Origin of the sequence: Nocardiopsis algeriensis (genome assembly GCF_014203695.1) — a bacterium.
Taxonomy (GTDB): domain Bacteria; phylum Actinomycetota; class Actinomycetes; order Streptosporangiales; family Streptosporangiaceae; genus Nocardiopsis; species Nocardiopsis algeriensis.
Window position 1 is genome coordinate 107587 of record NZ_JACHJO010000005.1, and the last position, 26433, is coordinate 134019.

The following is a 26433-nucleotide window of genomic DNA, read 5'->3' on the forward strand; positions in this document are numbered from 1 at the left end:
CCGCGACAAAAAAGGTCGCGGCGGGCCCCGTTCGCCGTGTCAGCGCCAGGCAGGTCCCCAGGCCGAGCTCTTGGAGACGCCGGGGGGCAGGGGCGGCAGGAAGCTCTGCTGGGGGGTCGGCGCCGGTTCGGGGGCGGGTTCGGGTACGGCCCGGGGGGCGGCCTGCGGCGGGGGCGGGGCGGCTGCGGTGTCGGTCAGCGCGGGGGCCGGAGCGGGTTCAGGGGCGGTCTCGGTCCCGGGTTCGGGCGGCAGGAAGCCGCGGACGCGCTCGGCCTCGGGCAGCGGGTCGGCCAGGACCGGTTCGGGGATGGGGGTGGCGTCGGCGGTGTCGGCCGGGTCGGGGAGGGCCGGTTCGGTGGGTGCGACCTTCTTCCACCACAGCTGGGCCTCCTCCGCCTCCAGTTCGCTCTCCACCTCGAGCCGGCCGTGGACCAGGGGGTGGCGCCGTTCGGCGTTCCAGGAGCGCGGGTAGGGCAGTTCGTCCAGGACCAGGAGGTGTTCGCCGTCCAGGGTGGGGATGTCGGCGGGCACGCCTTCGTTCCACACCCAGGTGCCGTCGTGGGCGACCAGGTTCCACCAGCCGCGGACGGTGTGGGCCTGGGGGTCGGGTTCGCCGTCGCGGAAGGCGCTGACCCAGCGCGGGTCGGGGCGTTCTCCGTCCAGGCCTCGGCCCTGGGGGCCGATGAGGGCGTCGGCGAGCAGGGTGTGGAGCTGGAAGTTGTCGCCGATGCCGTCGAAGCGGACGCGGAAGGCCCGGCCGGAGGCGCGGTCCAGGACGAGGGCGGTGGTGGTGGCATCCATGGCCAGCAGGGTGCCGAGTTCCTCGAACTCGGGCAGGTGTGTGCCGAGCTGTTCGCTCAGGTCGGTGAGTTCGGTGTGCAGGTCCGGGTCGGCGTGCAGCTGGGCGCGGACGTCGGAGTGGCAGAGCATGGTCTTCGCGGCCAGGCCGTGGCGTCGGATGGTCCACCAGCACATGGTGGCGCGGGGGGCCTTGTCGCCCAGGTGGGCGGTGACGCGTTGTTCGTCGTCGGCGGTGACGGTGTCGGGGTCGGGCGGTGCGTCGGTGCCGGTGCGCTGCCAGGCGCGGGTGAAGACGAGGGCGCCCTTGCCCATGGTGCGCAGGCGGCGCAGGGTCTCGATGCCGGCGGGGCCGGGGTCGGTGCCCATTTCGACGAGGGCTCCGGCGACGATGGACAGGTCGGCGGTGATGCCGGGGGCTGCGTGGTCTCCGGTCAGGAGCGGGGTCAGGGCCTCCAGGGCCAGTGCGCGTTCGGCTGCGGGGACCTGGGAGGCGAGGGTGTAGACCTTGTGGACCGCTGGGGGGAAGTGTTGGGGGTCGGCGGCGACCGATGCGTCGATGAGTTCTTGGAATGCGGCGCGGAAGTCGTCGACCATGGTCCCGTCCCCTTTCTGACGCAACCAACTTAATGTCTGCTGAGGGCAGGATTGCACGTTAAGGAGCGTGTTCGGTGTTGCTGACGGTTTTGTTGGTGTTTTGATACTGGAGGGAGCTGTCACAGCCCCAGGCGCGTGACGGCGTTGTCCTCCAGGGGGTTGGCGGTGCGGATGTAGTCGTGCACCGTGCGGGGGTTGGTCCAGCGGCCCTGGCGCATGATCTCGCGGTCGCCGGCGCCGCCCAGGGCGGCCTGGGTGGCGAAGCCCGCGCGCAGGGAGTGCCCGCCGAAGTCGTCGGGATCGAGCCCGGCACGGGCGGCGTAGCGTTTGACGAGTTCTCCGACGGCGCGTCCGGACATGGGGTGGGATCCGATGTGGCCGTGGCGGGTGACGGTGGGCAGCAGAGGCCGGCCGGTGCCGTCGGCCAGGGGGGCCAGGTCGGCGCTGTCGAGGTCCGTGCACCGGTGGGGGGCGGCCGCGGGGGGTGCGGTGGCGGCGGCCAGGTGGTCGCGCAGGGCCTGCTGGCCGCCCTGGGCGTGCAGGCGCAGCAGGTGGACCCAGTCGGCCAGGGCGCACAGCGGGCAGGTGTGGTGGTGGCGTCCGCGCGGCAGGGCGACGGTGTGGCTGCGGCGGTCCTCCTGGTCGGTCTTGGTGGCGCCCAGGCGGACCAGGAGAGTGGGGGCGCCGGTGGCGGGGTCGGTGCGCAGGTCGAGGTCGTCGAAGGTCAGGCGGGCCAGCTCGGTGCGGCGCAGGGCCCCGGCGAAGCCGGTCAGCAGCAGGACGGCGTCGCGGCGGCGCGCCACTCCCCCGGGGTGCCCGTCGTCGGGGCGTACGGCCAGGAGGGCTTCCAGGGTGGACAGGACGACGGGGTCCTTGCGGCGGGGGCGGGCGCGGCGGGTGCGGCGGATGCCGCGCAGGGTCATGCGTACGACCTCGGTGCGGGTGGGCGAGTCGAGGCCGTGGGCGCCGTGGACGGCGGCGATGGCGGCGGCGCGGCGTTCGATGCTGGAGGGGGCCAGGGCCCAGCGGGCGCCGTCGGGGGTGCGGGCCTGGGCGCAGGCGGCGAGGTAGACGGCGACGTCGACGGGGTCGGCCGGCAGGGAGCGGCGGTTCTCGGTCAGGCACCAGGCGGTGAAGGCGGTCCAGTCGGTGCGGTAGGCGCGCAGGGTGTTGGGTGACTGGGCGCTGGCCAGGTAGCGGCCCAGAGCCTGGGCCTGCTCGGTGTCGAAGCGGTGGCGGACCTGCTCCAGGGCGCGGGTGTCGACCAGGACGCTGTGGGTGCCCTGGTCCAGGCGGGAGCGCACGGGCGCGGGCAGGGCGGACCGGTCGGAGGGTTCGGGTTGTGAGGACATGGCGGGTCAGCCCAGCAGGTGGGCGGTCAGGGCGTCGGCGAGCTCGGCGGGGGGCATCAGCCACAGCAGGGGGACGGCGGAGACGGCCAGGGCGGCGGTGAACCCGATGGCGGCGATCTTGCGGCGCAGCAGCGCGGCTGCCAGGGCGGCGGCTGCGGGGACCGCCAGGGCCAGGACCAGGAGCCAGACGAGGGCGTCGCCGACGGCGTCGACGGCGGCGGTGGTGTCCTGGGGGCCGTCGGCGAGGTGGGCGGCGTCCTGGACGTCCATGGTGGTGAACAGCAGGTTGGCCAGGGCCAGGGGGGTGCCCAGGGCCCACAGCAGGGTCAGGAGCACCCACAGGGCGGTGATGCGGCGGTCGGGCGGGTCCTGGACCACCACGGGGGTGCGGCTCGCCCTGGGGCGCGGGCCGGTGGGGGCGGCGGCCTCGGGCCGGGCGGGGTGCCGGGGTTTGCGCTGCTTGCGTTTCTTGGGTGACACGGGGCGGAGCCTACCCGCCCAGGGGGGTGAGGTGGACGAGCGACATGAACAGCAGGGGCCAGGCCAGCAGGGCCAGGGAGAGGGCGGCGGCCCTGCGGTCGCCGGCGACGGTGGCGACGGCGGCGGCGAGCAGGGGGATGCCGACGAAGGCTCCGAAGGCGAGGGTGTGCCATTCGGCGGCCGATCCGGCGTGGGAGGCGGCGCTCTGGCCCATGAGGTAGCCGGTGGGGCCCAGGGTGAGGGCGAGCAGGGCCAGCACGGCGACGACGATGCGGATGCCGGTGGGGTGGCGGGTGTTGCGCCCGCCGGGTGAGGAGGGACGGTCAGACACGGGGGCCGTGGTGCCTTTCGGGAACGTGGTGTCGGGGCCGGCGGCGTGGCGAACACGAGGGGGCGGTCGGTTCGCGGGTGGGCGCACCGCGTCCTTGGTGTCGGGCGCGGGGCCCGGGGCCGGGTGTGCCACGTAAAACGTACTCCACCCGGGGGGTGTCTGGGACCGTGTCGGGGTGTTCAGGGCGCGTCGGGCCAGGGTGCGGCGCTGCGGACCAGGCCGGTGAAGGAGGCCAGCAGGCGCAGCTCGTCGATGCTGCGGGGGGTGGTGGTGAGCAGGTCGGGCGAGTGGACGAGGACGGCGGCCAGCTGGGCGCGGGAGAGGGCGACGTTGAGGCGGTTGCGGTCCAGGACGAAGGCGGCGCCGCGGCTGGCGGCCGCGGCGTCGGAGGTGGTCATGGAGCAGATGACCGCGGCGGCCTCCTGGCCTTGGAAGCGGTCGACGGTGCCCACGCGTATGCCGTCGAGCTGGGGGTGGGTGCGGGCGGCCTCGGCCAGGGCGCGGCGCAGGGCGCGGACCTGGAGGTTGTAGGGGGCCACGACGAGGATGTCGTGTCCGGTGAGGGGTCGGGGCCGGTCGCCGGGTTCGGAGGTGATCTTGTCGGTGGTCAGGGTGCGGGCGATGGCGATGACGGCGTCGGTCTCCTCGGGGCTGTGGACGGTGCGGCCCCGGTGGGTGACCGGGTGGGAGTACAGGCCCGGTGCCAGGGTGGAGAGGCTGCGTTCGCGGGTGGTGGGGTGGGCGTGCAGGCGGCCTTGGTAGGACAGGCGGGAGACGGGCGCGCACACGTCGGGGTGCATGCGGCGGGTCTGGTCGAGGAAGTAGCCCAGGGCGGGGTCGATGATGTGGCCTTCGCCCATGAGGTGCTGGAGCGCGGAGGCGTCGGCGCCTTCGCCGTGGGTGCCCTGGACGACCTGGGGCAGCTGCTGGGGGTCGCCGAGCAGGACGAGGTTGGTGGCGGAGGCGGAGACGGCGAGGGTGTCGGCGAGGGCGAACTGCCCGGCTTCGTCGATGACGAGGACGTCGAGGGGGTCGGCGACCATGGCGGCGTTGGTCATGGCCCATGCGGTGCCGCCGATGAGGACGGGGTTGCCCTGGGCGGTGTTCTTGGTGCGCCAGGCGGCCAGGGCCTGGGGCGTGGTGGGCTGTTCCCAGGGCAGGTCGGGGTCGGTGTCCTTCTTGCTCCTGGCGCGTTTGGCGGCGGGCAGGTCGACTCCGGCGGCGGCGGTGGCGCGCAGGGCGGCGGCCATGAGGTTCTCGACGGCCTTGTGGCTGGTGGAGCACACGCCGATGGTCTTGCCCTGGCGGGCCAGGTGGGTGATGAGCTGGGCGGCGAGGTAGGTCTTGCCGGCGCCGGGCGGGCCCTGGACGGCGAGGTAGGAGTGGTCGAGGCGGTCGGCGGCGGCGATGACGGCGGCGACGGTGTCGCCGCCGCAGTCGGCCGGCCGGGGCAGGGGGCCGGGCGGGTCGAGGCGGGGCGGGATGCGGCGCAGCAGGTCCAGGCCGGGGTGGTCGGGCCAGTGGGGCAGGCGGTCGACGGCGGTGGCGGCGATCAGCTCCAGGGCTCCGTCCTTGGGGGCGGGGTTGACGGGTGATCCGGGCAGGACGGCGGCGGGCAGGGCGGAGCGCAGGTCGTCGGGGTCGCAGGTCTCGGTGAGGGTGAGGGTGTCGGGGCGGGCGTCGGTGACGGTCGCGGGCTGGGTCGTGGCGGGGCGTCCGGAGGCGGCGGGGTAGAGCAGGTGGACGTCCTGGCCGGTGGTGAAGGGGTGGGGGTGGGAGGTGTCCAGGCGCATGCGCAGTTCGCGGTGGGCCTTTCGGCGGCGTCCGGTGGGCGGGTTCCACTCCCCCGCCCGGACCTGCCAGGGCACGGCGCAGTCGGTGTCGGCCTCCAGGTCCGTCAGGGGGGCGCTGGTGCGGCGGAAGTGCTCGCGCCAGGGCGGCAGGTTCTCGCGCTGGTAGTAGCCGACGAGGGAGGCCATGCAGGCGCGGGTGCGGTCGTGGTCGGTGCGCTGGTCGGTGTCGGCGGGCAGGTCGCGGGTGAGGGGGTCGGTGAGGGCGGCCTGGCGGGCGGCCTTCTCGGCGCGTTTGCGGGCGCGCTCGGCCTCTTGTTCGGTGATCTCGAGCTGGTGGGCGGGGCGCTGGGTGATGCCCTGGCGGGTGCGCTGGTCCTCGAGCCAGTCGCGCAGGCGGGCGGTGGAGTGGCAGTCGTCGCGGTTGTAGGCGGCGATGTCGGCCAGCACCTGGTCGGCGGCCCGGGTGCGGCCGGCCTGGGCTGCCGACAGGTAGGCGGCGTAGGCGTCGATGCTGGAGGCGGCGGTGGTGACGCCGCCGGTGCGGCCGGCGGGGAGGTAGAGGGGTTCGAGGTACTTGATGGAGTAGGAGCGCTGGGACACGCGCAGGCTCTTGCGTACGACGGTGTACAGGTCGACGAGGCGGTGTTCGCGCAGGAGGCGGTTGACCTCCTCCTCGCGGGTGGCGTACTCGGAGCTGAGGTGCTTGAGGCGGTCGGCCTCGTAGGAGGCGTAGTGGTAGATGTGCGCGTGGGGGTCGGCGTCGATGCGCCGGTAGGCGAAGTCGACGAAGTCCTCCAGGGCCTTCTTCTCCTGGGCGCGGTCGTGGGCCCAGAAGGCGTGGAAGGTCTCGTTGCCGGCCTGGTCCTCGGTGGTGGCGCCGAAGAGGTATTCGAGGCCGCGGCCGCCCTGGCGTGAATGGTAGGGGTAGCCCTCCATGTCGAAGAAGATGTCGCCGGGGCTGGGGGCGGGCAGGGAGGCCAGGCCGTCGGGTGAGAAGACCTCGGCGGTGACGGTGCCCTGGGGGTTGCGGGGGGTGCGGGTGGCGTCCTGGCGGACCTGGAGGGCGGCCTGGGCGCGCAGGGCGTCGAAGGAGCGCGGGGGCAGGGTGGGCGGGCGCCGGTCGTCGCTCGCCCGGGCGAGGTCGTCGATGGTGGTGATGCCGGCGTCGGTGAGTTTGGTGGCCTGGTCGGTGCGCAGGCCGGCGACCAGGCTCAGGTGGCGGGCGGCGGTGCGGCCCTGGCTACACCAGGTGGCGTAGCCGCATCCGTCGCAGGCGGGCCGGGGGTGGCCCCAGGTGGGGGTCGGCAGGGCGGGTGGTCGGGTCAGGTTCTGGAGCAGGCGGGTGGTGACGGTGTCGAGGATGGGGGTGAAGTCGGCGACGTCGAGGGTGTGGGTGCGGCCGTCACCGGTGAGCAGGTGCATGTGGCGGGGGGCGCGGCCGGTGGCGACGGCGACGGCTTGGGCGTAGGCGGTGAGCTGGATGACGGCGCCCGGTCCGGGGCGGCGGGTGAGTTTGGTGTCCCAGGGTTCGTAGGTCCACTCCCCCGGCGGGGGCTGGGGGGTGCGGGGTGTGCCGGTGGCGGGGTCCAGGTCGGCGCGGATGAGGAAGTCGGCGCGGCCGTGGAAGGCCACGGGTGTGGGGGCGTGGTCGGTGAGGGGGTGGTGGAAGCAGGCCTGGTAGATGACGGGGGCGCCCTGGGCCATGGCGCGGGTGGTGGCGGCTGCTGCCTCGGCCAGGGAGGCGTCGTCGGGGTGGGGGTCGGGAATGTGGACGACGGTGCCGAACAGGGCGGTGAGGCGTTCGAGCTCGGCCTGTTCGTGCAGGTGGCCGTGGTGGGCGACGAGGGCGTCGACGGGTTCGGGTGCGGGGGCGCCCTCGATGCGGGCGGCGAGGGCTGCCTTGAGGGAGCTGCGGTGGTCGCATTCCAGGGTGTCGACGAGGTCGGTGGGTGAGACGACCCAGCCGGAGGTGGTGGCAAACAACGCCCGGGCTCCCTGTTGCTGGTGGTGGCTGTGCGGGTGCTCGGATTGTGCCACGTGGGGGCGACGTGGGGGGCCTCACACGCCCGAGGAGGGGCGGTGGCGGCGCGGGAGCGGGCCCTGCGGGGCGCGGTGTCAGCCGACGACCTGCCATTGGACCTGGCCGACTCCGGCGCCGGTTCCGATGATCTGGTCGAAGGCGGCGGTGGACAGGTCCAGGCAGCGGCCGGCGACGAAGGGGCCGCGATCGTTGATGCGGACGGTGACGGAGCTGCCGTTGGCGGGGTTGGTGACCTGGACCATGGTGCCGAAGGGCAGGGTCTTGTGGGCGGCGGTCATGGCGCCGGGGTCGAAGGTCTCGCCGTTGGCGGTGGTGCGGCCGGCGAAGTCGGCGCCGTAGTAGGAGGCTTCGCAGGTGCCGCCCTGGCCGGTGGACTCCTCGGGTTCCTCGGGCGCGGTGTCGGTGCTCTGGTCCTGGTCGGTGTCCTCGGGCTCGGGTGAGGCGATGTCGGAGCCGGCGGCGGTGGAGGTCTGGGTGGCGGCGGAGACGGCTTCCTGGGCGCTGCCGTGGGCCTGGCCGTCGGCGGGTGCGGGGTCGGCCGGGGTGAGGGGGTCGGGGTCGGCCTCGGGGACGAGGGCGGCGCTGGTGGCACTGGTGGTGTCGGGGGGTGTGTTTCCCAGGGTGATGGCGGCGGTGGCGCCTCCCGCCACGGTCAGGGCCAGGCCGGTGGTCGCGGCCAGGACGATGGTGCGTTTGCGCCGGGCGCGTCTGGCTGCCGTGCGTGCTCCCACAGGGGCGGGGGCGTCGTCGGTCTGGGGTCGGGGCTGGGGTGTTGCCACGTCGCTGGGTCCTTCGTCGGGGTGCAGGGCCGGACGGTCCGGGTGCCCGACCGCGGCCGGTGGATGCGGAGGGACGGGGTGTCCGGTGTGGTGTGTGCCCTGTGCGGGACACGGCCGCCGGTGTGGCCGGGCGCGGGGCCTGGGCGCCGAGCCTAAGGTGTCACGCTGAGGTAACGGTAGCGGAAAGGGAGGGTTTGTGGAACTTCTCACCTGCCGCTCGGCGCGGTCCTCAGCCGGTGTTGTGGGGCTCGGGCAGCTCGGGGCGGCGCGGCGGGATGCCGTCGGGGAACAGGTGCGCGGCGGCCTCGGGCAGGTCCTGGCCGCTGAGTGCGGCCACGGCGCGGGCCAGGGTGGGGTTGTCCAGGTGTCCGCCCACGGTGCGGATGAGCAGGGCCAGGGTGGGCAGGGCGGGGGCGCCCAGGTGGGCGGCGGCGTAGCGGGCGGCCACGGCGGGGGTGCGTGAGGCGCCGGCCCAGCAGTGCAGCAGGACGCGTTTGCCCTCGGCGCGCAGGGTGGCGACCGCGGCGGCCGCCTCGTCGAGGGCGAAGTGCAGGTTGGGGTTGGCGCCGGGCCGGTCGTGCAGCCACACCCGTGTCCAGTCGCGGGCGGGCAGGTGGGGTGCGTCGTCGGGGTGGGTGCGGCACAGGGACACGGCGGCGTCGGCGCTGTCGGGGTGGGTGCGCAGGTGGTCGAGGTTGCCCAGCAGGACCTGGTCGTCCAGGGGGTGGGGGACGGCGAAGGGGGGCAGGCGCCGGCTGGGGCCGGTGCGGATGGGGGCGTGGGGCCAGGAGGAGGTCCGGTGGCCCCGGGCCGCGGTGAGGGCGTCGGTGACGAGGGTGTGCGGATCCGCGGCCAGGTGGCGCAGGGAGCGCAGGGGCAGTGCGGAGAAGCCCCAGCGGGCTCCGGCCAGGGCGCCGGTGTACATGGCGGTGAGGTCCCCGGCCGCGGCGTGGGCGCTGCGGACGGCACGGGTCAGGTGATGGCAGGCGAAGATGCCGCGGGCGGGGTCGTGGGCGGGGACGGGGGTGCGGGTCAGGGCCCGCCAGGAGGCGCTCGGGGGACGGTCCGCGGGGGTGTGTTCCAGGAGGGTGCGCGGTGGGGCGGCGGTGAGGACGAGGGTGCGCAGGGCCTGGGCCCAGGCGTGGTCGAGGGGGTCGGGAGGGGGGTGGGGCAGGGCGGTGCCGGCGTTCAGGTCGGTCAGGGCGGCGCGGATCAGCCGGGCCAGGGGGGCTGGGACGGGGGTGGAGCGGGCGGTTGCCGCTGCTGCGCCGGCCAGGGCTCCTGCGGCGCGGTCCCACACGGGGTCGTGCAGGTCGGGGTGGTCGCGGGTGGCGCCGGTGTCCACGGTGGCTCCTTGCCGGGTGCGGTCGGGTACGCACCGGCAGTCCTTCCCTTCTGCGGGCCCGGTGGTGCCTTTCCTGCCGCTTGTGGCCATGTCCTTGCGCAAGGGGGCCGGAGGCCGCGGCGGGATCAGCTGCGGGCGGCCGGGAGGTGCGAGTGGTAGCGGTCGATGACGGCGCGGGCGACGGCCGGGTGGGGGCACAGGGGCGCGGCGACGGTGTCGGCGCCGGCCGCGGCCAGGCGCTGGTGGAACAGGCCGGGTGCCAGGAGCCAGGAGGCGATGGAGACGCGGGTGTGGCCGCGGGCGCGCAGGTGGGCGACCTGTTCGGGGACGGTGGGGGTGCCTGTGGTGATGTGGCCGATGTGGACAGGGGTGCGCAGGCGGTGGGAGAGGGCGCGGGCGTGCCGGGCCAGTTCGAGGAGGGCGCGGGGGTCGCGGGTTCCGGCCGCGGCCATGACGACGGCGTCGCCGGGGCGGTGCCCGGCGTGGTGCAGGCGGTGTGCGGCGGCCTCGGCCAGGGCGGGGTGGTCGCCCAGGCCGGGGGTGACGGCGGCGTCGGCGCGTCCGGCGCGGGCGAGTTGGCGGGGGATGTCGGTGCGTACGTGATGGCCGTTGGCCAGGAAGGCGGGGACGACGACGAGGGGGCCGGGGAGGTCGGCGGCGGTGTCGGTGACGGTGGGGGTGAGGACGTCGGCGAAGGCCAGGCGGACGGGCAGGCCGGTGGTGTGGGCCACCTTCAGGGCCAGGGAGTGGGCGGTGGCGGTGCCGCGGGGGTCGCGGGTGCCGTGGACGGCCAGCAGCAGGGTGGGCTTCACGGGGTTCCTCACAGGGCGGGGGGTGTGTCCAGGGCCAGTCGGTAGCCGCGTTTGACGACGGTGTGGACGATGCGGGGGTCGCCCAGGGCGGTGCGCAGGCGTGCGACGGCGGTTTCGACGGCGTGGGGTGCGGAGCCCGGGCCCAGGCAGGTGAGCAGGTGGGCGCGGCTGTGGACCTGTCCGGGGCGGTGGGCCAGGGCGCGCATCAGGCGCATGAGGGTGGGCGAGAGCGTGCGGGCGGTGCCGTCGACAATGACGGCGTGGCCGCGCAGGCGCAGGCGGTGGCCGGCCGCGTGCAGGGTGGGGAAGCGTGCGGGCAGCTCGTGGGCCAGGGCGCGGACCTGGGCGCCGACGCGGGCGCGCCGGGGCCAGCGGGCGGGAACGGCGCGGGTGGTGAGGGGGTGGGCGGTGGTGGGGCCCACGCACATGGCCAGGACGTCGTGGCGCAGGGCCTCCAGGAGTGCTTCGGTGCGGCCGGTGTCGGCGGCGCGGGAGAGGAGTCCGTCTGCGGCGGGTGCGCTGGTGAAGGTGAGGGCGTCCACTCCCCCGGCGATGGTGGTGTCGATGAGGCGGTCCAGGGGGTCGGTGTCGGTGGGGGGCCTCCACCGGTAGACGGGTATCTCGACGACCTCGGCGCCGGCCAGGCGCAGGGCGTCGGTGAGGTCGGGCAGGGGGCGGCCGTGGAGTTGGACGGCCACGCGCAGGCCTTGGACGCCTCGGGTCAGGAGGTGGTCCAGGATCTCGGCGCAGGATTCCCCGGGCGGTGACCAGTGTTCGGTGAGTCCGGCGGCGCGGATGGCGCCTGTGGCCTTGGGGCCGCGGGTGAGCAGGTGTGAGGTGCGCAGGGATGCCAGGAGGCGGTCGGCGCTGCCCCAGGTGTCGCAGGCCTCGATCCAGCCGCGGAAGCCGATGCCGGTGGTGACGACGACGATGTCGGCGGGGTGGCGGACGAGTTGCTCGGAGATCGCGGCCAGGTGCCGGTCGTCGCCGAGGGCGACGATGCGCAGGGCGGGTGCGGTGATGACGTGGGCGCCTTTGCGTTGGAGCAGGGCGGTGATCTCGTCGGCGCGGCGGGCTGCGGTGACGGCGACGGTGAAGCCGGTCAGGGGTGCGGTGGTGGGGCCGGTGCTGGGCGGGGTCATGGTGCGGCCAGGGGGGTGCGGATCTGGACGGTGGTTCCGGTGTCGCGGACGGGCCAGGTGGTCAGGCGGACGTGGGGGGAGTCCAGGCTGTGGCCGGTGCGCAGGTCGAAGGTGTGTTTGAGCAGGGGGGAGGTGATGGTGGGGGTGCCGGCGCGGTCGCCGACGATGCCGCGGGCCAGGACGGCGGCGCCGGTGTAGGGGTCGATGTTGTCGAGGGCGTAGAGGTGGCCGTCGCGGGTGCGGAACAGGGCGGCCTGGCGGCCGCCGGGAAGCAGGACGGCGATGCCGTCGTCGGTGTGCAGGCGGCTGCTGGCGCAGGCGTCGATCCAGGTGGTGGAGGTGGCGTAGGCGGTGGTCACGGGGTGTCTCCTCAGGGGCGGGTGGTGGGCATGGCGAGGTGGACGGGCGTGGTGGGGACGGGTTGGTCGCGGGTGGTGGTGAAGGTGATGGTGGGGTCGGGCGTGGTGGGGGCGTTGGCGAAGGTGGTGAAGCGGGCGAGTTTGTCGGGGTCGGCCAGGACGTCGGCCCATTCGTCGGTGTAGGTGGCGGTGTGGCGCTCCATCGCTGCTTCGAGTTCGGCGGCGATGCCCAGGCCGTCGTGGACGACGACGTCGCGCAGGTGGTCCAGTCCCCCGTCCATGGCCTCGATCCAGGCGGAGGTGCGCTGGAGGCGGTCGGCGGTGCGGATGTAGAACATCAGGAAGCGGTCGATGTGGCGGATGAGGTCGCTCTCCTCCAGGTCGGTGGCCAGGAGGTCGGCGTGGCGGGGGGTGAATCCGCCGTTGCCGCCCACGTAGAGGTTCCAGCCCTTGTCGGTGGCGATGACGCCGAAGTCCTTGCTGCGTGCCTCGGCGCATTCGCGGGCGCAGCCGGAGACGGCCGCCTTGAGTTTGTGGGGGGCGCGCAGGCCGCGGTAGCGCTCTTCGAGGCGGATGGCCAGTGCGGTGGAGTCCTGGACGCCGTAGCGGCACCAGGTGGTGCCCACGCAGGACTTGACGGTGCGCAGGGATTTTCCGTAGGCGTGGCCGGATTCGAAGCCGGCCTGGACGAGGCGGGCCCAGATGGCGGGGAGCTGTTCGAGGCGGGCGCCGAGCAGGTCGATGCGCTGGCCTCCGGTGATCTTGGTGTAGAGGTCGAAGTCGCGGGCGATCTCGCCGATGGTGATGAGTTTTGCGGGGGTGATCTCGCCGCCTGGGATGCGGGGGACGACGGAGTAGGTGCCGTTGCGCTGCATGTTGGCCAGGTGGCGGTCGTTGGTGTCCTGCAGCGAGGCCTGTTCGCCGTCCAGGATGTGGCCGTTGCCCAGGGACGCGAGGATGGAGGCGACGGCGGGTTTGCAGATGTCGCAGCCGTTTCCTGTGCCGTGGGAGGCGATGAGGGCGGAGAAGGTGCGGGTGCCGGTGGCGCGGACGATCTCGAGCAGTTCGGTGCGTGAGTGGGGGAAGTGCTCGCACAGCGCCTTGGTCTGTGTGATGCCGGCCTGGGTGAGGATCTGCGCGAGGGCGGGTGTGCACGAGCCGCAGCTGGTGCCGGCCTTGGTGCAGGCCTTGAGTGCGGGGACGTCGTGGGCGCCGTGGGCGATGGCGGAGAGGAGGTCGCCCTTGGTGACGGCGTTGCAGGAGCAGACCTGCGCGGTCTCGGGCAGGGTGTGGGCGCCGGGGGGCGGTGCGCCGTGGGGGGTGATCAGAGCCAGCGGGTCGCCGGGCAGGGGTGAGCCGACCATGGGGCGCAGGGTGGCGTAGGCACCGGCGTCGCCGACGAGGATGCCGCCGAGCAGGGTGGTGGCGTCGTCGGAGAGGACGAGTTTGGCGTAGCGGTGGTGGGCGGCGTCGTTGACGACGACGTCGAGGCTGCGGGGGGTGCGGCCGTGGGCGTCGCCGAAGCTGGCCACGTCCACGCCCAGGAGTTTGAGTTTGGTGGAGGTATCGGCGCCGGTGAAGGTGGCGGTGCCGCCGGTGAGGCGGTCGGCGGCGACCTCGGCCATGGCGTTGCCGGGGGCGATGAGGCCGTAGACGGTGCCGCGGTGGTGGGCGGCTTCGCCGATGGCGAGGATGGAGGCGTCGCTGGTGGTGCAGGTGTCGTCGATGGTGATGCCGCCGCGTTCGCCGGTGGCCAGGCCGCAGGCGCGGGCGAGCTCGTCGCGGGGGCGGATGCCGACGGAGAAGACGACCAGGTCGGTGTCCAGGCGGGTGCCGTTGTCCAGGTCCAGGTGGGCGGCGTGTCCGGTGGGGCCGGGGCGGACGGCGGTGGAGGAGGTGCCGGTGTGCACGTGTACGCCCAGGCCGGTGACGAGGTGTTCGAGCAGGGCTGCGGCGCCTTGGTCGATCTGGGCGGGCATCAGGTGGGGGGCGAGTTCGACGACGTGTGTCCGGAGGCCGAGCAGGCGCAGGGCGTTGGCGGCCTCCAGTCCCAGGAGGCCGCCGCCGATGACGGTGCCGGTGCGGGCGCCGCGGGCGCGGTCGGTGATGGCGTCGAGGTCGTCGAGCGTGCGGTAGACGTGGCATCCGGGCAGGTCGTGGCCGGGGACGGGAGGTACGAAGGGGGTGGATCCGGTGGCCAGGACGAGGCGGTCGTAGGTCAGGGTGCGGCCGGTGGAGGTGGTGACGGTGCGGGCGGCGCGGTCGATGGCGGTGGCGCGTTCGCCGGTGTGGACGGTCACGCGGGGGCCGGTGAGGTCGCCCAGGGACAGGTCGTGGGCGGTGGCGCCGTCGAAGTAGGAGGAGAGGGCGACGCGGTCGTAGGCGGTGCGGGGCTCTTCACCGATGACGGTGATGTTCCAGTGGCCGGCGCGGTCGCGGTCCAGGAGCGCTTCGACGAAGCGGTGGCCGACCATGCCGTTGCCGATGACGACGAGTTCTTTCACGGGTGCGGTTCTTCCTGGCTGCGGGTCGGGGCGGTTCTCAGGTAACCCGCAGGGTGTTTCCCGGGGGTCAGGCGTGTGTGTCGGGGGTGTTTCTTTGTGCTGTCGGTACAGGTGGGGGCAGGTGATGGGGTGTTCGGGGCGGAGTGCGGGCTTGGTCACACCGGCTGGAGCGGGGCGTCGGTGGCGGCGGGCAGGGGCGGGTGTGAGCGGATGCGGGCCCTTTGTCCTGGATTGGGGCGCACTAGGCTTTGTGCGAATGCTGAACCAGGTGGGGGTGTGTGTGGACGCGACGGGTGAGCCGCGGGCCGAAGTGCGGGAGCGGGAGCTCCGGGAACCGGGGCCGGATCGGGTCGAGGCTCTGGTGGTGCTCGAGGGCGGCCAGGGCCCGGTGTGCTCGGAAGGGGTGTGCTGGTGAGCGGGGAGCCGACGGTGCGGGTGGAGATCTGGTCGGACATCGTCTGTCCCTGGTGCTACATCGGCAAGCGCCGCTTCGAGAGGGCGCTGGAGGGTTTCGCCCATGCCGACCGGGTGCGGGTGCAGTGGCGCAGTTTCGAGCTCGATCCCTCTTTCCCCGCGGGCGGGGCCGTGCCGGTCCTCGACGCGCTGGCGCGCAAGACGGGCGCTTCTCGCGAGCAGGTGGCGGCGATGACCGATCAGGTCAGGGAGGTCGCTGCGGGGGAGGGGCTGGTCTACGACCTCGAGGGCGGGGTGATGGTCAACACCTTCGACGTCCACCGGCTCGTCCACCTGGCCCGCGAGGCAGGGGTGGAGGAGGAGGCCCAGGAGCGGTTCATGCGCGCCCAGCTGGTGGAGGCCCGCGACCTGTCGCAGGAGGCGGTGCTGGTGGAGCTGTCCGGGGAGATCGGTCTGGACGCGGACCGGGTCCGCGAGGTCCTGTCCGGGGACCGCTTCGCCGCACAGGTGCGCGACGAGGCCGACCAGGCGCGGCGCCTGGGCGGCACCGGGGTGCCCTTCTTCGTGTTCGACCGCGCCCTGGGGGTGGCGGGCGCCCAGCCGGTCGAGGTGTTCTCCTCGGCTCTGGAGAAGGCCTGGCAGACCCGCTCGTAGCGGTTCTCCCCCGGCGGGGGCCGCCCTGCCCGGGAGGGTGGTGCCGGGGGTGCGCCGGCGGTCACCGGGTGTGCTGTGCGGGGCCGGTCCCGGGGTGGGCGGCCAGCTCGCGGCGGGAGCTCAGGTCCAGTTTGGCCAGGGCGTTGGCGACGTGGGTCTCCACCGTGCGCGGGGACAGGTGCAGCAGGGCGGCGATCTGGCGGTTGGTGCGGCCCTGGGCGGCCAGGGCGGCGATCTCGGCCTCCCGTGGGGAGAGGCCGCGGTCACCGCCGGCGGGGGCGGTGGCCGCGGCGGGGACGCCGTGGGCGCGCAGGAGGCGGCGTACGCGTGCGGCGTCCCAGGTCGCACCGAGGTCGGTGTAGCGGGCCAGGGCGGTGTGCAGCGCCCCGAGGCCCTCGGCGGCGGTGCCGGGCCCGGTGAGATGCACGGTGGCGATGGCTTCGCGGATCTGGGCGGCGTCGTAGGGGCGGGGCATGGCGCGATAGGAGGTCTCGGCCCGGCCGTACAGGTCCAGGGCCTGGTCGCGGTCGCCGCGGTGGTGGGCCAGGGCGGCTTGCAGGCGCAGCAGGGCGGCCCGGGCGGCGGGTGCGTCGGTGCCCTCCAGGCCGGTGTCCAGGCGTGCGCACAGGTCCTGGGCCTGGTCGGCACGCCCTGTCGGCAGGAGGGCCTCGATGCCCGGCACCAGGTCGGCGGCCCATACCCAGATGCCTTTGCCCTCGACAAGGGCGACCAGGTCGGCGACGTGTTCCCAGGCGAGCGTGTGGTCGCTCCGGGAAGCGGCCAGGCGGGCCAGCAAACCGGCGGCGAAGGCCTGGACGGGGACGGCGTGGTCGGGGCGGGTACCGTCCTGGGGATCGCCGCGCAGACGGTCGAGGTGGGTGCGTGCGGCGGCGGTCCGGCCGTGGGCCAGGGCGAGGGCGGCGCGCAGGAGGGTGAGCTCGGCGGTGACGGGGTGCAGGTGGGCCAGCCGGGGCGAGGTGAGGTTGCGTTCGGTTTCCTGGGCCAGGCCGCTCCAGTGGCCGCGGGCCCAGTCCAGCATCAGGCGCAGGGTCTGGGCGCTCTCGTGGATGTAGGGGGTTTCGGCGGCCGGGGACCAGCGGGCGGCGTCGGCCAGGTGGCGGTCGGCACGGTCGTAGTGGCCGAGCATGACCGCGGCATCGGCCAGGTTGAGGCAGGCGCGGGCACGTTCGCGGCGCCCCGTGGAGGTGTCGGGGGCGGGCAGCGGGATCTGCCAGGCGGCGGGGTCGCCGATCTGGGCCAGGAACGTGGCGTGGTTGACGGTGATGCCGCAGGTGAGGCCGGGGTCCGGGATGCGGGCGGCGGTGGCCAGGGCCTGGTGCATCCAGCGCCGGTGGGTGTCGACGGGGTCGGGGGTGCTGTGGGGGACGGCCAGGGCGCACATGGCGCGAGCGGCCAGGTCGGGGCGGTCGGCGAGTTCGGCGGTGGCGCGGACGAGTTCGTCGCGGGCGGCGCGGCCCTGGGCGGCCTGGTTGAGCAGGAGCAGACCCAGCGCCATGCGTAGCCGGCCGCGCTGGGTGCCGGTCAGGGCGGGAGCGGCCATGGCCTGGCGCAGGAGGGCGAGGGTGTGCTGGGTGCTGACGCCGGTCAGAGCGGCGCGGCCGAGGGTGAGGGTGAGGTCGTAGCGGCGGCGGGTGGGCAGGTCGGGGCGGGTGAGGGCGTCGTGCAGCAGGGTGAGGGCGGTGGTGTCCTCGCCCTGGGCCAGGGCGGCTTCGGCGGCCTGTTCGGCGTGGTCGGTCCACTGCGGGAGGAGTCCGGCGTGCCGGGCGTGGTGGGCCAGGCGGGCGTGGGGTGGTCCGGGTTGGTTGGCGAGGGCTTCGTGGGCGGCGCGGTGCAGGCGGCGGTGTTTGCCGTGGGGCAGGTCTTGCCGGCACACGTGGGCCAGGAGCGGGGTGGCGGGGGCCGCTGTGGCGGGTGCGGCGGTGATGAGCAGGCCCTTGCGGTGGGCCCGGGAGAGGGCGCGGGCGGCGCGGTCGGGGGCCAGTCCCGAGACGCGGCTCAGGAGGGCTTCGTCGGCGGGTCTGTCGAGGACGGCGGCGGCGCGCAGCAGATGCCGGGTGTCGCGGTCCAGGCGGTGGAGGTGTTCGCGAATCCAGTCGTGCAGGGGCGGGGGGACGGGGGGTGAGGCGGGGACGGCGGGGCCGGTGGTGGGGTGTCGGGCCAGGTGGCGGAGGGTGTGGACCGCGGGCAGGGGAAGGCCGCCGGTCCAGGTGTGCAGGCGGTGGGCGTCCTGGGCGGTCACGGGTGTGGGGGCGAGCATGTGGGTGGCCAGGGTGTGCAGGTCGTCGGGGGTGAGGGGGCCCAGGGTGATGTGGTGGTGGCGGGTGCCGGGGGGTGTGCGGGTGGTGAGGGCGGCGGTGGGGAAGGTGCGCGGGAGTTCTTCGGGGCGGTAGGTCAGGATCAGGGCCAGGTGCGGGGGCAGGCGCGGGGCGAGGTAGGTGAGCAGGTCGCGGGTGGCGGGGTCGGCCCATTGGAGGTCTTCGAGGGCCAGGACGGTGGGGCCCAGGCGGTGCAGGAGTTCGGTGAGGGCGCGGTAGGTGAGGTGGTGCCCGGCCGCGGGGGTGGGCGGAGGCGGTGGAGGGGCGGGGAGGTCGTCGATGTGCTCGGGCAGCAGGGGCCGCAGCGCGCCGCACAGGGGGCTGAGGCCTGTGGGCAGGCGGGTGTGGCGCAGGGCTTCGACGAGGGGCGCGAGGGGGAAGGGGTCGGTGCGCGGTGGGCAGTGTCCGGTCAGGACGGTGGTGGTGTCCTGGAGCTCGCCGAGCAGGCGGGTCTTGCCCGTTCCGGCGGTTCCGGCCAGGAGGACGAGGGCCGGCGGTGTGGCTGCCTCGCGCAGCTGCCGTCGTTGCCGTTGGCGGCCCACGATCGGAGGGGAGCACATTTACCCGACGGTAGAGCGACCATGTGTCATGGAAAAGGGGGGTATTCGGTGACGTTTTGTTGTCGTGGCCGTGGTGGTGTGCAAAAGTTTCCGGTGTGCTTTTTTTCGTGATTTTTCTGCATGGTGGTGTTTCTGTCTGAGGCATACAATCCTGGCCAGACATCGATGAAGAGGTGTGGGACGGCGGGTTGATGGCTGACGTGGTGTATGCGGTGGTACCGGTGCTCGCGGTCGTGCTGGCGGGATTGTTCGCCGGTCTGTTCTTCGCTTTCTCGGTGGCGGTGATGCCCGGCTTGGCCCGGACCGGGGACCGCGTGATGGTCGAGGCGATGCAGCGCATCAACGTGGCGATCCTCAACCCGTTCTTCGCGGTGGTGTTCATCGGTGCGCCGGTGGCGGCGCTGGCTCAGACGGTGCTGTACGCGGCGGCGGGTGCCCCCGGAGCCGCTGCGGCCGCGGGCGGGGCGTCAGCCGCGCAGGCGGTGGTGCTGGCGGTGACGTTCGCGGTCAACGTGCCGCGCAACAACGCCCTGGAGGCTGCGGGGCCGGCCGATCGCCTGGCCGAACCGGCTGCGGTGCGAAGCGCCTTCGAGGGGGTGTGGGTGCGGTGGAACCATGTGCGCACCCTGGTGTCCCTGGTCGCCCTGGTGTGCGCGGCCGCGGCTCTGGCCCTGTTCTGAGCGCGCTGCCGCCTCAGTTCGCGGATGCTCGGTCGCCCCAGTCCGACAGCAGTGCGTCGACCTCGCGTACACACCCGCCGCAGCCGGTGGTGGCGCGGGTGGCCGAGGCGGCGGCCTCGCGGGTGCGCGCCCCGTCCAACCAGGCCTGCTCCAGGTCGTGGCGGGTGACGGCGTTGCAGCGGCACACCAGGGGTTCGGGGATGTTGGGACCGGTGTGCGGCGGTGTGTCCTGGAGCAGGGCGAGGCGGTCGGCGGGCAGGGGTGTGCCGGTGTCGTGGAGCTGGGCGAGAGCGGCTGCCGCCTGGGGGAAGCCCAGCAGGACGGCGCCCACCAGCATGTCGCGGCGTGTGGCCAGTTTGGCGTAGCGGCCGCCTGCGGGGTCGCTGACGGTGAGTGTGCGTACGCCGTCCTGGCCGTCCTGGGCGTGGACCCGGCCGAACGCGGTCAGCTCGATGCCCTGGGCCTTGAGCCGGGTGACGGGTCGGGCGCCGCTGTAGCGGGCGCCGGGCTCGGTGCCGGTCAGGCGGCGGGCCAGGACGGCGGCCTGTTCCCAGCCGGGTTGGACGAGTCCCGCGCCGCCGCCGGGGTGCTGGGCGCAGTCGCCGATGGCGTGCACGCGGGGACGGGAGGTGGCGAGTGTGTCGTCGACCTTGATGCCGTGTTCGACGTCGATGCCGGCGCCGGCGGCCAGTTCGGTGTCGGCGCGTACCCCCGCGGTGACCACCAGGGCGTCCGCGGGCAGGATGCGGCCGTCGTCCAGTTCCAGCCCGGTGCCGGGGATCCAGCGGGAGGCGACGCGCCAGGAGTGGACCTGCACCCCCAGGTCGCCGTAGAGGCGGCTCAGGATGTGGGCGGCGGGCTCGTCGATCTGGCGGCGCATGATCCAGGGTGAGGATTCCACGACCGACACGCGCGCTCCTCTGCGCTGGAGGCCGCGGGCGGCCTCCAATCCGAGGACACCGCCGCCCAGGACGACCGCGGGGGCACCGGGGCGGACCAGGGTCAGCAGGCGGTGGCAGTCGGCGATGTCGCGCAGCGCACTCACCCCCTCCCCCGGTGTGCCGTCGGGGGAGGCCGCGCCCGGGAGCGGGGGGAATACGGCGCGGGCTCCGGTGGCCAGTACGAGCTCGTCGTAGGCCAGCAGGGTGCCGTCGTCCAGGGTCAGGGTGCGGTGTGCGGTGTCCAGTGCGGTGGCGCGCATGCCGGTGCGGACGGTGGTGTGGGGTGTGTCGGGGGCGGGCAGGCGGATCTGGTCGGTGGTGTAGTCGCCTGAGAGCACACCGGGGAGCAGGACGCGGTTGTAGGCGGGGTGGTGTTCGGCGCCGATGACGGTGGTGCGGACGCGTTCGCCGGTCGGGTCCAGAAGTGCGGTCTCCTGGGCGAAGCGGGCGCCGACCATGCCGTTGCCGACGACCACGATCTGGCGCGGGGACGGGTTCGCGCTGCTCAACTGGGGTCTCCTGGGTCGTGGGCGGGGCGTAGGCGTACGGCGCTGACCTTGAACTCGGGCATGCGGCTGGTGGGGTCCAGGGCCGGGTGGGTGAGGTTGTTGGCGGCCTGGGCGCCCGCGTAGTGGAAGGGCAGGAAGAGGGTGTCGGGGCGGGCGGTGGGATCGGTGCGTATGCGGGCTCGGACGGTGCCGCGGCGGGAGGTGACCAGGGCCCAGTCGCCTGCGCTCAGGCCTGCGCGGGCGGCGGTGTCGGGGTGGACCTCGACGTAGGCCTCGGGTTCGGCGTCGGCGAGTTCGGGGATGCGGCGGGTCTGGGCCCCCGTCTGGTAGTGGCCCATGAGGCGCCCGGTGGTGGCGATGAGGGGAAAGCGGGTGTCGGTGGCCTCGGCCGGTGGGCGGTGGGCGGGCGAGGCGAAGCGGGCGCGGCCGCCGGGGTGGGCGAAGCGGTTCAGGAACAGGCGGGGGGTGGGGCGGCCGTCTGCGCGTACGGGCCAGTGCAGGGCCTGGCCGGAGGCCAGGTTCTGCGGGGTGACGCCGGAGTAGTCGGCTCTTGCTCCGGCTGAGGCGCGGCCCAGTTCGGCCAGGGCGGTGTCGGGGTCGGTGGGGAAGCGTGTGCCGGGTTGGCCCAGGCGCACGGCCAGGTGGTGGAGGACCTCCAGGTCGGTGCGTACGCCGGGGGGCGGGGCGGTGGCGCGGTCGCGGCGCAGGACGCGGCCCTCCAGGTTGGTGGTGGTGCCGCTCTCCTCGGCCCATTGGGCGACGGGGAGGACCACGTCGGCCATGGCAGCGGTTTCGGAGAGCACGAAGTCGGCGCTCACGAGCAGGTCCAGGGAGCGCAGGCGGGAGCGGACGCGGCTGCTGTGGGGGGCCGACACGACAGGGTTGGAGCCGAACAGCAGCAGGGCGCGGGGGCCGCCGCTCCGCCCCAGGGAGTCGAGGAGCTCGTAGGCGGAGCGTCCCGGTCCGGGCAGGTCTGCGGGGTCCACGCCCCAGGTGCGGGCGATGTGGGCCCGGTCGTCGGGGTCGGTGATGTGCCTGTAGCCGGGGAGCTGGTCGGCCTTCTGCCCGTGTTCGCGTCCGCCCTGGCCGTTGCCCTGGCCGGTGATGCACCCGTAGCCGGAGCCTTCTCTGCCGGGCAGGCCCAGAGCCAGGGCCAGGTTGATCCACGCCGAGACGGTGTCGGTGCCGGTGGTGTGCTGTTCGGTTCCGCGTCCGGTGAGGATGTAGGCGGAGCGCCGGCGTGCGGCCTGCCCCAGCAGGTCGGCGGCCTCGTGCAGTTGCGCGGCGGGGACGCCGGTGACGTGTTCGGTGTGCTCGGGCCACCAGGTGGCGGCGTGTTCCCAGGCGGCCTCGAACCCGGTGGTGCGTTCGTCGATGTAGTCGCGGTCGGTGTGGCCGCGCACGTGTACGGCGTGCAGCAGTCCTCGGGCCAGGGCCAGGTCGGTTCCGGGCCGGGGCGCGAGGTGGAGGCCTCCCCTGTCCAGGGCGGCCCGGGCGGTGGCCGAGCGGCGGGGGTCGACGACGATCAGGGTCGGCGCCGACAGATGGCCCATCATCGGCGGCATGGTTTCGGCGGGGTTGGCACCGGCGAGCAGGACGGTTCGGGCACTGCCGATGTCGGCGAGGGGGAAGGGTATGCCCCGGTCCAGGCCGAAGGCGGTGTTGGCGGCGGCCGCGGCCGAGGACATGCAGAAGCGGCCGTTGTAGTCGATCTGGGAGGTGCCCAGGGCCAGGCGGGCGAACTTGCCCAGCATGTAGGCCTTCTCGTTGGTCAGTGCGCCACTGCCGAAGACCGCCGCGGTGTCGGGTCCGTGTTGGGCGCGCAGGTGGAGCAGGCGCTGGGTGATGTGGTCCAGGGCGGTGTCCCAGTCGGTCTCCTTCAGGGGTGCGGAGCGGTCGGTGCGCAGAAGGGGGCGGGTGAGGCGGTCGGGAGAGGTCAGCAGGGCCGGGGAGGTCCAGCCCTTGCGGCACAGGCCGCCGCGGTTGGTGGAAAAGGGCGCGGGTCGGGCGGTGAGGCGGCCGTCGGGCCCGGTTTCCAGGTGCATGGCGCACTGCAGCGCGCAGTAGGGGCAGTGGGTGGTGGTCATCGTGCGGCCGCCCGGGGCCTGCGGGGAGCGGTGGAGGGGCGGCGCAGGTAGACGGCCCAGGTGAGGGCCGCGCACGCCAGGTAGAAGGCGGCGAAGGCGGCGAAGGCGTGTGCGGTGGTGCCGAAGGCCGCGTAGGAGGTGCGCAGACCGATATTGACTCCGGCTCCGCCCAGGGCGCCGACGGCGCCGATGAGGCCCAGGACGGAGGAGGAGATGCTCCGGGTGCGGGCCAGGGCCTGTTCGCGGTCCTGTCCGGCGGCGACGGCGTCCTGGGCCCTGGCGTCGTAGAGGGAGGGGATCATCTTGTAGGTGGAGCCGTTGCCCAGGCCGGTGAGGGTGAACATCGCGGCGAAGGCGGCGGTGAACAGGGGGAGCTGGGCGGTGTGCAGGGAGGTGGCCAGGACGGTGGCGCACAGTGCCATGGCCAGGAACACCCACAGGGTGACGCGGGCTCCTCCCAGGGTGTCGGCGATGCGGCCTCCGACGGGGCGCAGGAGGGAGCCGATGACGGGTCCCAGGACGGCTATGGCGGCGGCGTGCAGGGGTGTGAGGCCGAACTGGGACTGCAGGAGCAGGCCGAAGGCGAACCCGGTGCCGATGAAGGAGCCGAACGTGCCGATGTAGAGCACCGACATGGTCCAGAAGTGACGGTCGCCGACGGCGGAGAGCTGGGCGCGCACGTCGCTGCGCACCTGGGCCAGGTTGTCCATGGACCGGTGGCACCACCACAGGGCGGCCAGGACGAGGGGGAGGTAGGCCAGAGGCAGCAGGTGCGCGGCGCCGGTGCCGAAGGCGGCGATGACACCCAGGCCCGCGAGTTGGACGGTGGCGACGCCGATGTTGCCGCCGCCGGCGTTGAGGCCCAGGGCCCAGCCTTTCTCCTTGTCGGGGAAGTAGGCGTTGATGTTGGCCATGGAGGAGGAGAAGTTGGCGCCGCCCAGGCCGGCGGTGGCGGCCAGGGCCGTCATGAGCCAGAAGGGGGTGTCGGGGTGTTGGACGAGGACGAGGGCGGCGAGGGTGGGGACGGTGAGCAGAGCGGTGGAGAGCACCGTCCAGTTGCGTCCGCCCAGTGCGGGAACGGCCAGGGTGTAGGGCACGCGCAGCAGCGCGCCCGTCAGGGTGACCGCGGACAGGAGCAGGAACTTCTGTTCGGGGGTGGTGGTGAAGCCGTTGTCGGGGGTCATGAAGAGCACGAGGACCGACCACAGGATCCAGACGGAGAAGCCCAGGTGTTCGGAGGCGATGGAGGCCCACAGGTTGCGGCGGGCGATGGTGCGGCCCCGGCTGTTCCAGAAGGCCTCGTCCTCGGGGTCCCAGCGGGGGATCCAGGTGGGGCCGGTGCGCGGTGCGGGTGGGCCGGTCTGGGGTGTCACGGCCGGACCTTCCTCTTGGGTCTTTGCTGACGTGAGTGAAGGTAGGAGGACGAGATTGCCGCCAGATGTCGGGCCGTGACGTGGGGGAAACAGGGGGCTCACTTCGGGCGAGGGACCCGGTGAGGGGTGCGGAAGGCGTGTGGTTGTCCGTCTTCTCCGGGAGCGGGGAGCCGCACGGGGCTCCCCGGGGCGGGGCCGCTGTCAGGTGCGGGGACGGGGTTCGGCACCCGGCGGCGGAACGGGGGTGCCGGTGCGCCGCCACACGAGCGTGTACCGCCAGAACAGGCGCCGACGCAGCCGCGCCCCGGGCAGAAGGCACCGGACCTGCCGGGCGATGTCGGACAGTGTCATGTCGGCCCGGCGGGTGGGAGCGGTCATCGACACCGGCGCGGACGAGGTGCGGCCCCGGTTGCGGATCCAGCCCATGGCGAGGTTGGCGGGGATCGCGACGGCATCGGTCGCATAGTCCAGTGGTGAGGCGGTGCGGTAGATGCCCACCACGATCAGGGGAGCGCCGGGAGCCAGCAGGGAGCGCATGTGCTCCAGCGCGGGTGCGAAGGGCAGATGGTGGAGGGCGGCCACGCACGTGATGGCGTCGAAGGGGCCCGGGGGCAGGTCCTCGGGGGCGCTGCCGAGGGTGAGGTGGACGCGGGGGTCGTCCCCGGTCAGCTCGCGGGCGCGGGCGAGGGTGCCGGGGTCGGCGTCGATGCCGTGCACCTGCTCTGCCCGTTCGGCGAGCAGGCGGACCAGGCCGTGTTTTTCGGATGCTCTCGCCGTATCGGCGGAGCCGATCCTCCGGCGAACGGTCGGCCAGGTGTTCCCTTGCGAGGCGGGGAGCGCAGCTCAGCCTGGTTGGCTTCGCAAGCTCTCCGACGCGGCAAGGGGGCGCCTGGCGGCCGTGCAGCCGAGATGATCCGAAAAACAGGGCCGAGATCGCCGGTGCCGCAGCCGATGTCCAGCACCCGGCGCGGCCGTGGGGGCAGGTTGCGCAGGATCCAGGGGTGGTGGTGGGCGTTGTGATCCCAGGGGTGGTCCGTGTTGAAGCGCTCGATCGCCGTCAGGACGCGGGAGGTGAGGGTGGCCATGGGCCGCAGTCAACCATGGTCGGGACTGCGGCGTCCGTTCGTCCCGCGGAGGTGCTGTGCACCGGAAAGGCCGTTCCGGCGGTGGGATCGGGCAGGCGCGCCCGGCGCCGTCGGGGCGCCCGGGCCCGGGGCGCGGGGTCAGGGCGTGCTCCCCCAGGACCGGAACCGTGTCGGGGGTTCATCAGCCGTGCCATTCGCAGACCAGCACGGTGGCGTCGTCACCGAGCTGGCCGTGGTGGTGGGCCATCACGGCCTGGATCAGGAGGCGCAGCGTCTCGGGGACGGGCAGGCGGATGACCTCGTGGAGGATGATGAAGTTCACGAACTGCTCGAGGCCGAATTCGCGGCCGTGGGCGTTGCGGGCCTCGATGATGCCGTCGGTGTACAGCACCAGCCGGTCGCCGGGGTGGAGCTGTTCGCGGTAGACAGCCACGGGCAGTCCCAGGTCCGTTCCCAGGGGGTGGGTGGGTTCGCCCTCCAGTTCGCGGGCCTTGTCGTCGCGGATGAGCACGGGGGGCAGGTGCCCGCAGTTGACCCAGGAGAAGACGCCGCTGTCCAGGTCCAGCTCTCCCATGATGCCCGTGGTGTAGCGGTTGCGTACGAACTCCTGGGTGAGGGTGGCCTCCACCCGGGCGGGCATCATGCTCAGGGCGGTGTTCTTGCGGCGCTGGTTGCGGAAGGCGCCCACGGTCAGGGCCGCGAGCAGGCCGGCGGCGTCGTCGTGTCCCATGGCGTCGAACATCGCCAGACGCAGGGTGGTGCCGTCCAGGGCGTAGTCGAAGGAGTCCCCGGCGTTGTCGTAGGCGGGTTCGGTGACGGCGGAGACGGTCACCTGCTTGTTGGAGAAGGTGCTGGGGGGCATGAGTGTCCACTGCATCTCGGCCGAGACCGACATGGGCTGGGTGCGGATGAGCCGGGCGTAGGCGTCGCTGTTGGTCCGCTTGTCGACCAGGAGCAGGCCCACCATGGAGGCCAGTGTCTTCATCGTCACGAGGTCGGGTTCACCGGTGTGGTCCACGTGCAGGACCCCGATGCGTTCGGTGCCGTCGAGAACCGGTATCCAGTACTGCTTCCCCCGGTCGACCTGCACGGGTTCGCCCTTGGTGTAGGACATGCCCGCCACCGTGCCGTCGACGCGCAGCTCCTCTCCGCCCTCGTGGGCGTCGATGCCCGCCCCGGTCATCTCGCGCAGGACGCGTTCCTGGCGGTCGGCGATGTAGACACGCACGTCCTTCAGCCCGGCCCGGGCGGCTTCTGTGGCGATCAGGCCCGGCAGCTCGTTGAAGGAGGCCAGGTGACTGGCGACCGCCATCGCAGCCACTGCTCTGTCGATTGCGTGTTGTGCTGACATGGAAGGCACCTGGGATTCGTCGCGGGTTCTTGCTTGGCGGACCTACCCAAGCCGGGGGCCGCTACTCAGAGTGCCGGTCCTGTTCGTTCCGCGTCGCCTCGAAGTGCGGT

At 73.7% G+C, this 26433-nt stretch carries 19 protein-coding genes; 2 read left to right on the forward strand and 17 right to left on the reverse strand.

From position 1 onward, the window contains the following. Positions 1-39: 39 nt before the first annotated feature. The 11 genes from FHS13_RS09195 to nirB all read right to left on the reverse strand — a co-directional run bounded on the left by FHS13_RS09195 (position 40) and on the right by nirB (position 14333). The gene (locus tag FHS13_RS09195) at positions 40-1395 is read right to left on the reverse strand and encodes a hypothetical protein (RefSeq protein WP_184290454.1); all 1356 of its coding nucleotides are present in this window, start codon (positions 1393-1395) and stop codon (positions 40-42) included. A gap of 119 nt (positions 1396-1514) precedes the next feature. Then, positions 1515-2747 carry a tyrosine-type recombinase/integrase gene (locus tag FHS13_RS09200; RefSeq protein WP_184290456.1) on the reverse strand — a complete coding sequence of 411 codons (1233 nt, stop codon included), beginning with the start codon at positions 2745-2747 and terminating at the stop codon, positions 1515-1517. Between the two features lie 6 nt (positions 2748-2753). After that, positions 2754-3227: a hypothetical protein gene (locus tag FHS13_RS09205; RefSeq protein ID WP_184290458.1), complete on the reverse strand. Its 474-nt coding sequence runs from the start codon at positions 3225-3227 to the stop codon at positions 2754-2756. 10 nt (positions 3228-3237) lie between these two features. Continuing rightward, positions 3238-3558 (reverse strand): hypothetical protein, encoded by a 321-nt coding sequence (locus tag FHS13_RS09210; RefSeq protein WP_184290459.1) that lies wholly within the window; start codon positions 3556-3558, stop codon positions 3238-3240. A gap of 179 nt (positions 3559-3737) precedes the next feature. Continuing rightward, positions 3738-7334 (reverse strand): TM0106 family RecB-like putative nuclease, encoded by a 3597-nt coding sequence (locus FHS13_RS09215; protein WP_184290461.1) that lies wholly within the window; start codon positions 7332-7334, stop codon positions 3738-3740. Positions 7335-7466: 132 nt separating this feature from the next. Continuing rightward, positions 7467-8171 (reverse strand): septal ring lytic transglycosylase RlpA family protein, encoded by a 705-nt coding sequence (locus tag FHS13_RS21700; protein ID WP_184290463.1) that lies wholly within the window; start codon positions 8169-8171, stop codon positions 7467-7469. A 229-nt stretch (positions 8172-8400) separates the two neighbouring features. Beyond that, entirely contained in the window at positions 8401-9516 is a 1116-nt protein-coding gene (locus FHS13_RS09225) for a protein-tyrosine phosphatase family protein (RefSeq protein WP_343064964.1), read from the reverse strand. Between the two features lie 125 nt (positions 9517-9641). Continuing rightward, a complete protein-coding gene (locus FHS13_RS09230) occupies positions 9642-10328 on the reverse strand; it encodes a sirohydrochlorin chelatase (protein WP_343064965.1) in 687 nt (228 codons plus the stop codon). 8 nt (positions 10329-10336) lie between these two features. Continuing rightward, positions 10337-11470 carry a uroporphyrinogen-III synthase gene (locus tag FHS13_RS09235; protein WP_184290469.1) on the reverse strand — a complete coding sequence of 378 codons (1134 nt, stop codon included), beginning with the start codon at positions 11468-11470 and terminating at the stop codon, positions 10337-10339. Next, entirely contained in the window at positions 11467-11829 is a 363-nt protein-coding gene (nirD, locus tag FHS13_RS09240) for a nitrite reductase small subunit NirD (RefSeq protein WP_184290471.1), read from the reverse strand. Before nirD ends, FHS13_RS09235 begins: the two co-directional genes overlap by 4 nt. Before the next feature lie 11 nt (positions 11830-11840). Continuing rightward, a complete protein-coding gene (nirB, locus tag FHS13_RS09245) occupies positions 11841-14333 on the reverse strand; it encodes a nitrite reductase large subunit NirB (protein WP_184290474.1) in 2493 nt (830 codons plus the stop codon). Between the two features lie 429 nt (positions 14334-14762). Between nirB and FHS13_RS09250 the strand changes: the two genes are divergently transcribed. Further along, positions 14763-15401 (forward strand): DsbA family protein, encoded by a 639-nt coding sequence (locus FHS13_RS09250; RefSeq protein WP_184290963.1) that lies wholly within the window; start codon positions 14763-14765, stop codon positions 15399-15401. Positions 15402-15462: 61 nt separating this feature from the next. Here the strand turns inward: FHS13_RS09250 and FHS13_RS21705 are convergent, their stop codons facing one another. After that, on the reverse strand, positions 15463-18297 hold the full coding sequence (locus FHS13_RS21705) for an ATP-binding protein (protein ID WP_184290476.1): 2835 nt from the start codon (positions 18295-18297) through the stop codon (positions 15463-15465). 191 nt (positions 18298-18488) lie between these two features. On the opposite strand from FHS13_RS21705, the gene FHS13_RS09260 reads away from it, so the two are divergent. Next, the gene (locus FHS13_RS09260; RefSeq protein ID WP_184290478.1) at positions 18489-18977 is read left to right on the forward strand and encodes an anthrone oxygenase family protein; all 489 of its coding nucleotides are present in this window, start codon (positions 18489-18491) and stop codon (positions 18975-18977) included. A gap of 13 nt (positions 18978-18990) precedes the next feature. Here FHS13_RS09260 and FHS13_RS09265 read toward each other — a convergent pair whose 3' ends face one another. From FHS13_RS09265 to FHS13_RS09285, 5 genes are all read right to left on the reverse strand, one after another. Next, the gene (locus FHS13_RS09265; protein ID WP_281388748.1) at positions 18991-20427 is read right to left on the reverse strand and encodes an FAD-dependent oxidoreductase; all 1437 of its coding nucleotides are present in this window, start codon (positions 20425-20427) and stop codon (positions 18991-18993) included. After that, on the reverse strand, positions 20424-22514 hold the full coding sequence (locus FHS13_RS09270) for a molybdopterin oxidoreductase family protein (protein ID WP_184290480.1): 2091 nt from the start codon (positions 22512-22514) through the stop codon (positions 20424-20426). The genes FHS13_RS09265 and FHS13_RS09270 overlap by 4 nt, the downstream gene beginning before the upstream one ends. Further along, the gene (locus FHS13_RS09275; RefSeq protein WP_184290482.1) at positions 22511-23887 is read right to left on the reverse strand and encodes an MFS transporter; all 1377 of its coding nucleotides are present in this window, start codon (positions 23885-23887) and stop codon (positions 22511-22513) included. Before FHS13_RS09275 ends, FHS13_RS09270 begins: the two co-directional genes overlap by 4 nt. A 201-nt stretch (positions 23888-24088) precedes the next feature. Continuing rightward, positions 24089-24679 (reverse strand): methyltransferase domain-containing protein, encoded by a 591-nt coding sequence (locus FHS13_RS09280; protein WP_184290967.1) that lies wholly within the window; start codon positions 24677-24679, stop codon positions 24089-24091. Between the two features lie 474 nt (positions 24680-25153). Further along, positions 25154-26284 carry a PP2C family protein-serine/threonine phosphatase gene (locus tag FHS13_RS09285; RefSeq protein ID WP_420222365.1) on the reverse strand — a complete coding sequence of 377 codons (1131 nt, stop codon included), beginning with the start codon at positions 26282-26284 and terminating at the stop codon, positions 25154-25156. Positions 26285-26433: the final 149 nt, after the last annotated feature.

What these genes read in the sequence shown, in the direction of transcription:
- FHS13_RS09260 (WP_184290478.1), top strand. Translation starts at nt 18,489, where the DNA reads ATGGCTGACGTGGTGTATGCGGTGGTACCGGTGCTCGCGGTCGTGCTG.
- FHS13_RS09235 (WP_184290469.1), bottom strand. Translation starts at nt 11,470, where the DNA reads ATGACCCCGCCCAGCACCGGCCCCACCACCGCACCCCTGACCGGCTTC.
- FHS13_RS21705 (WP_184290476.1), bottom strand. Translation starts at nt 18,297, where the DNA reads ATGTGCTCCCCTCCGATCGTGGGCCGCCAACGGCAACGACGGCAGCTG.
- FHS13_RS09285 (WP_420222365.1), bottom strand. Translation starts at nt 26,284, where the DNA reads ATGGCGGTCGCCAGTCACCTGGCCTCCTTCAACGAGCTGCCGGGCCTG.
- FHS13_RS09195 (WP_184290454.1), bottom strand. Translation starts at nt 1,395, where the DNA reads ATGGTCGACGACTTCCGCGCCGCATTCCAAGAACTCATCGACGCATCG.
- FHS13_RS09200 (WP_184290456.1), bottom strand. Translation starts at nt 2,747, where the DNA reads ATGTCCTCACAACCCGAACCCTCCGACCGGTCCGCCCTGCCCGCGCCC.
- FHS13_RS09270 (WP_184290480.1), bottom strand. Translation starts at nt 22,514, where the DNA reads ATGACCACCACCCACTGCCCCTACTGCGCGCTGCAGTGCGCCATGCAC.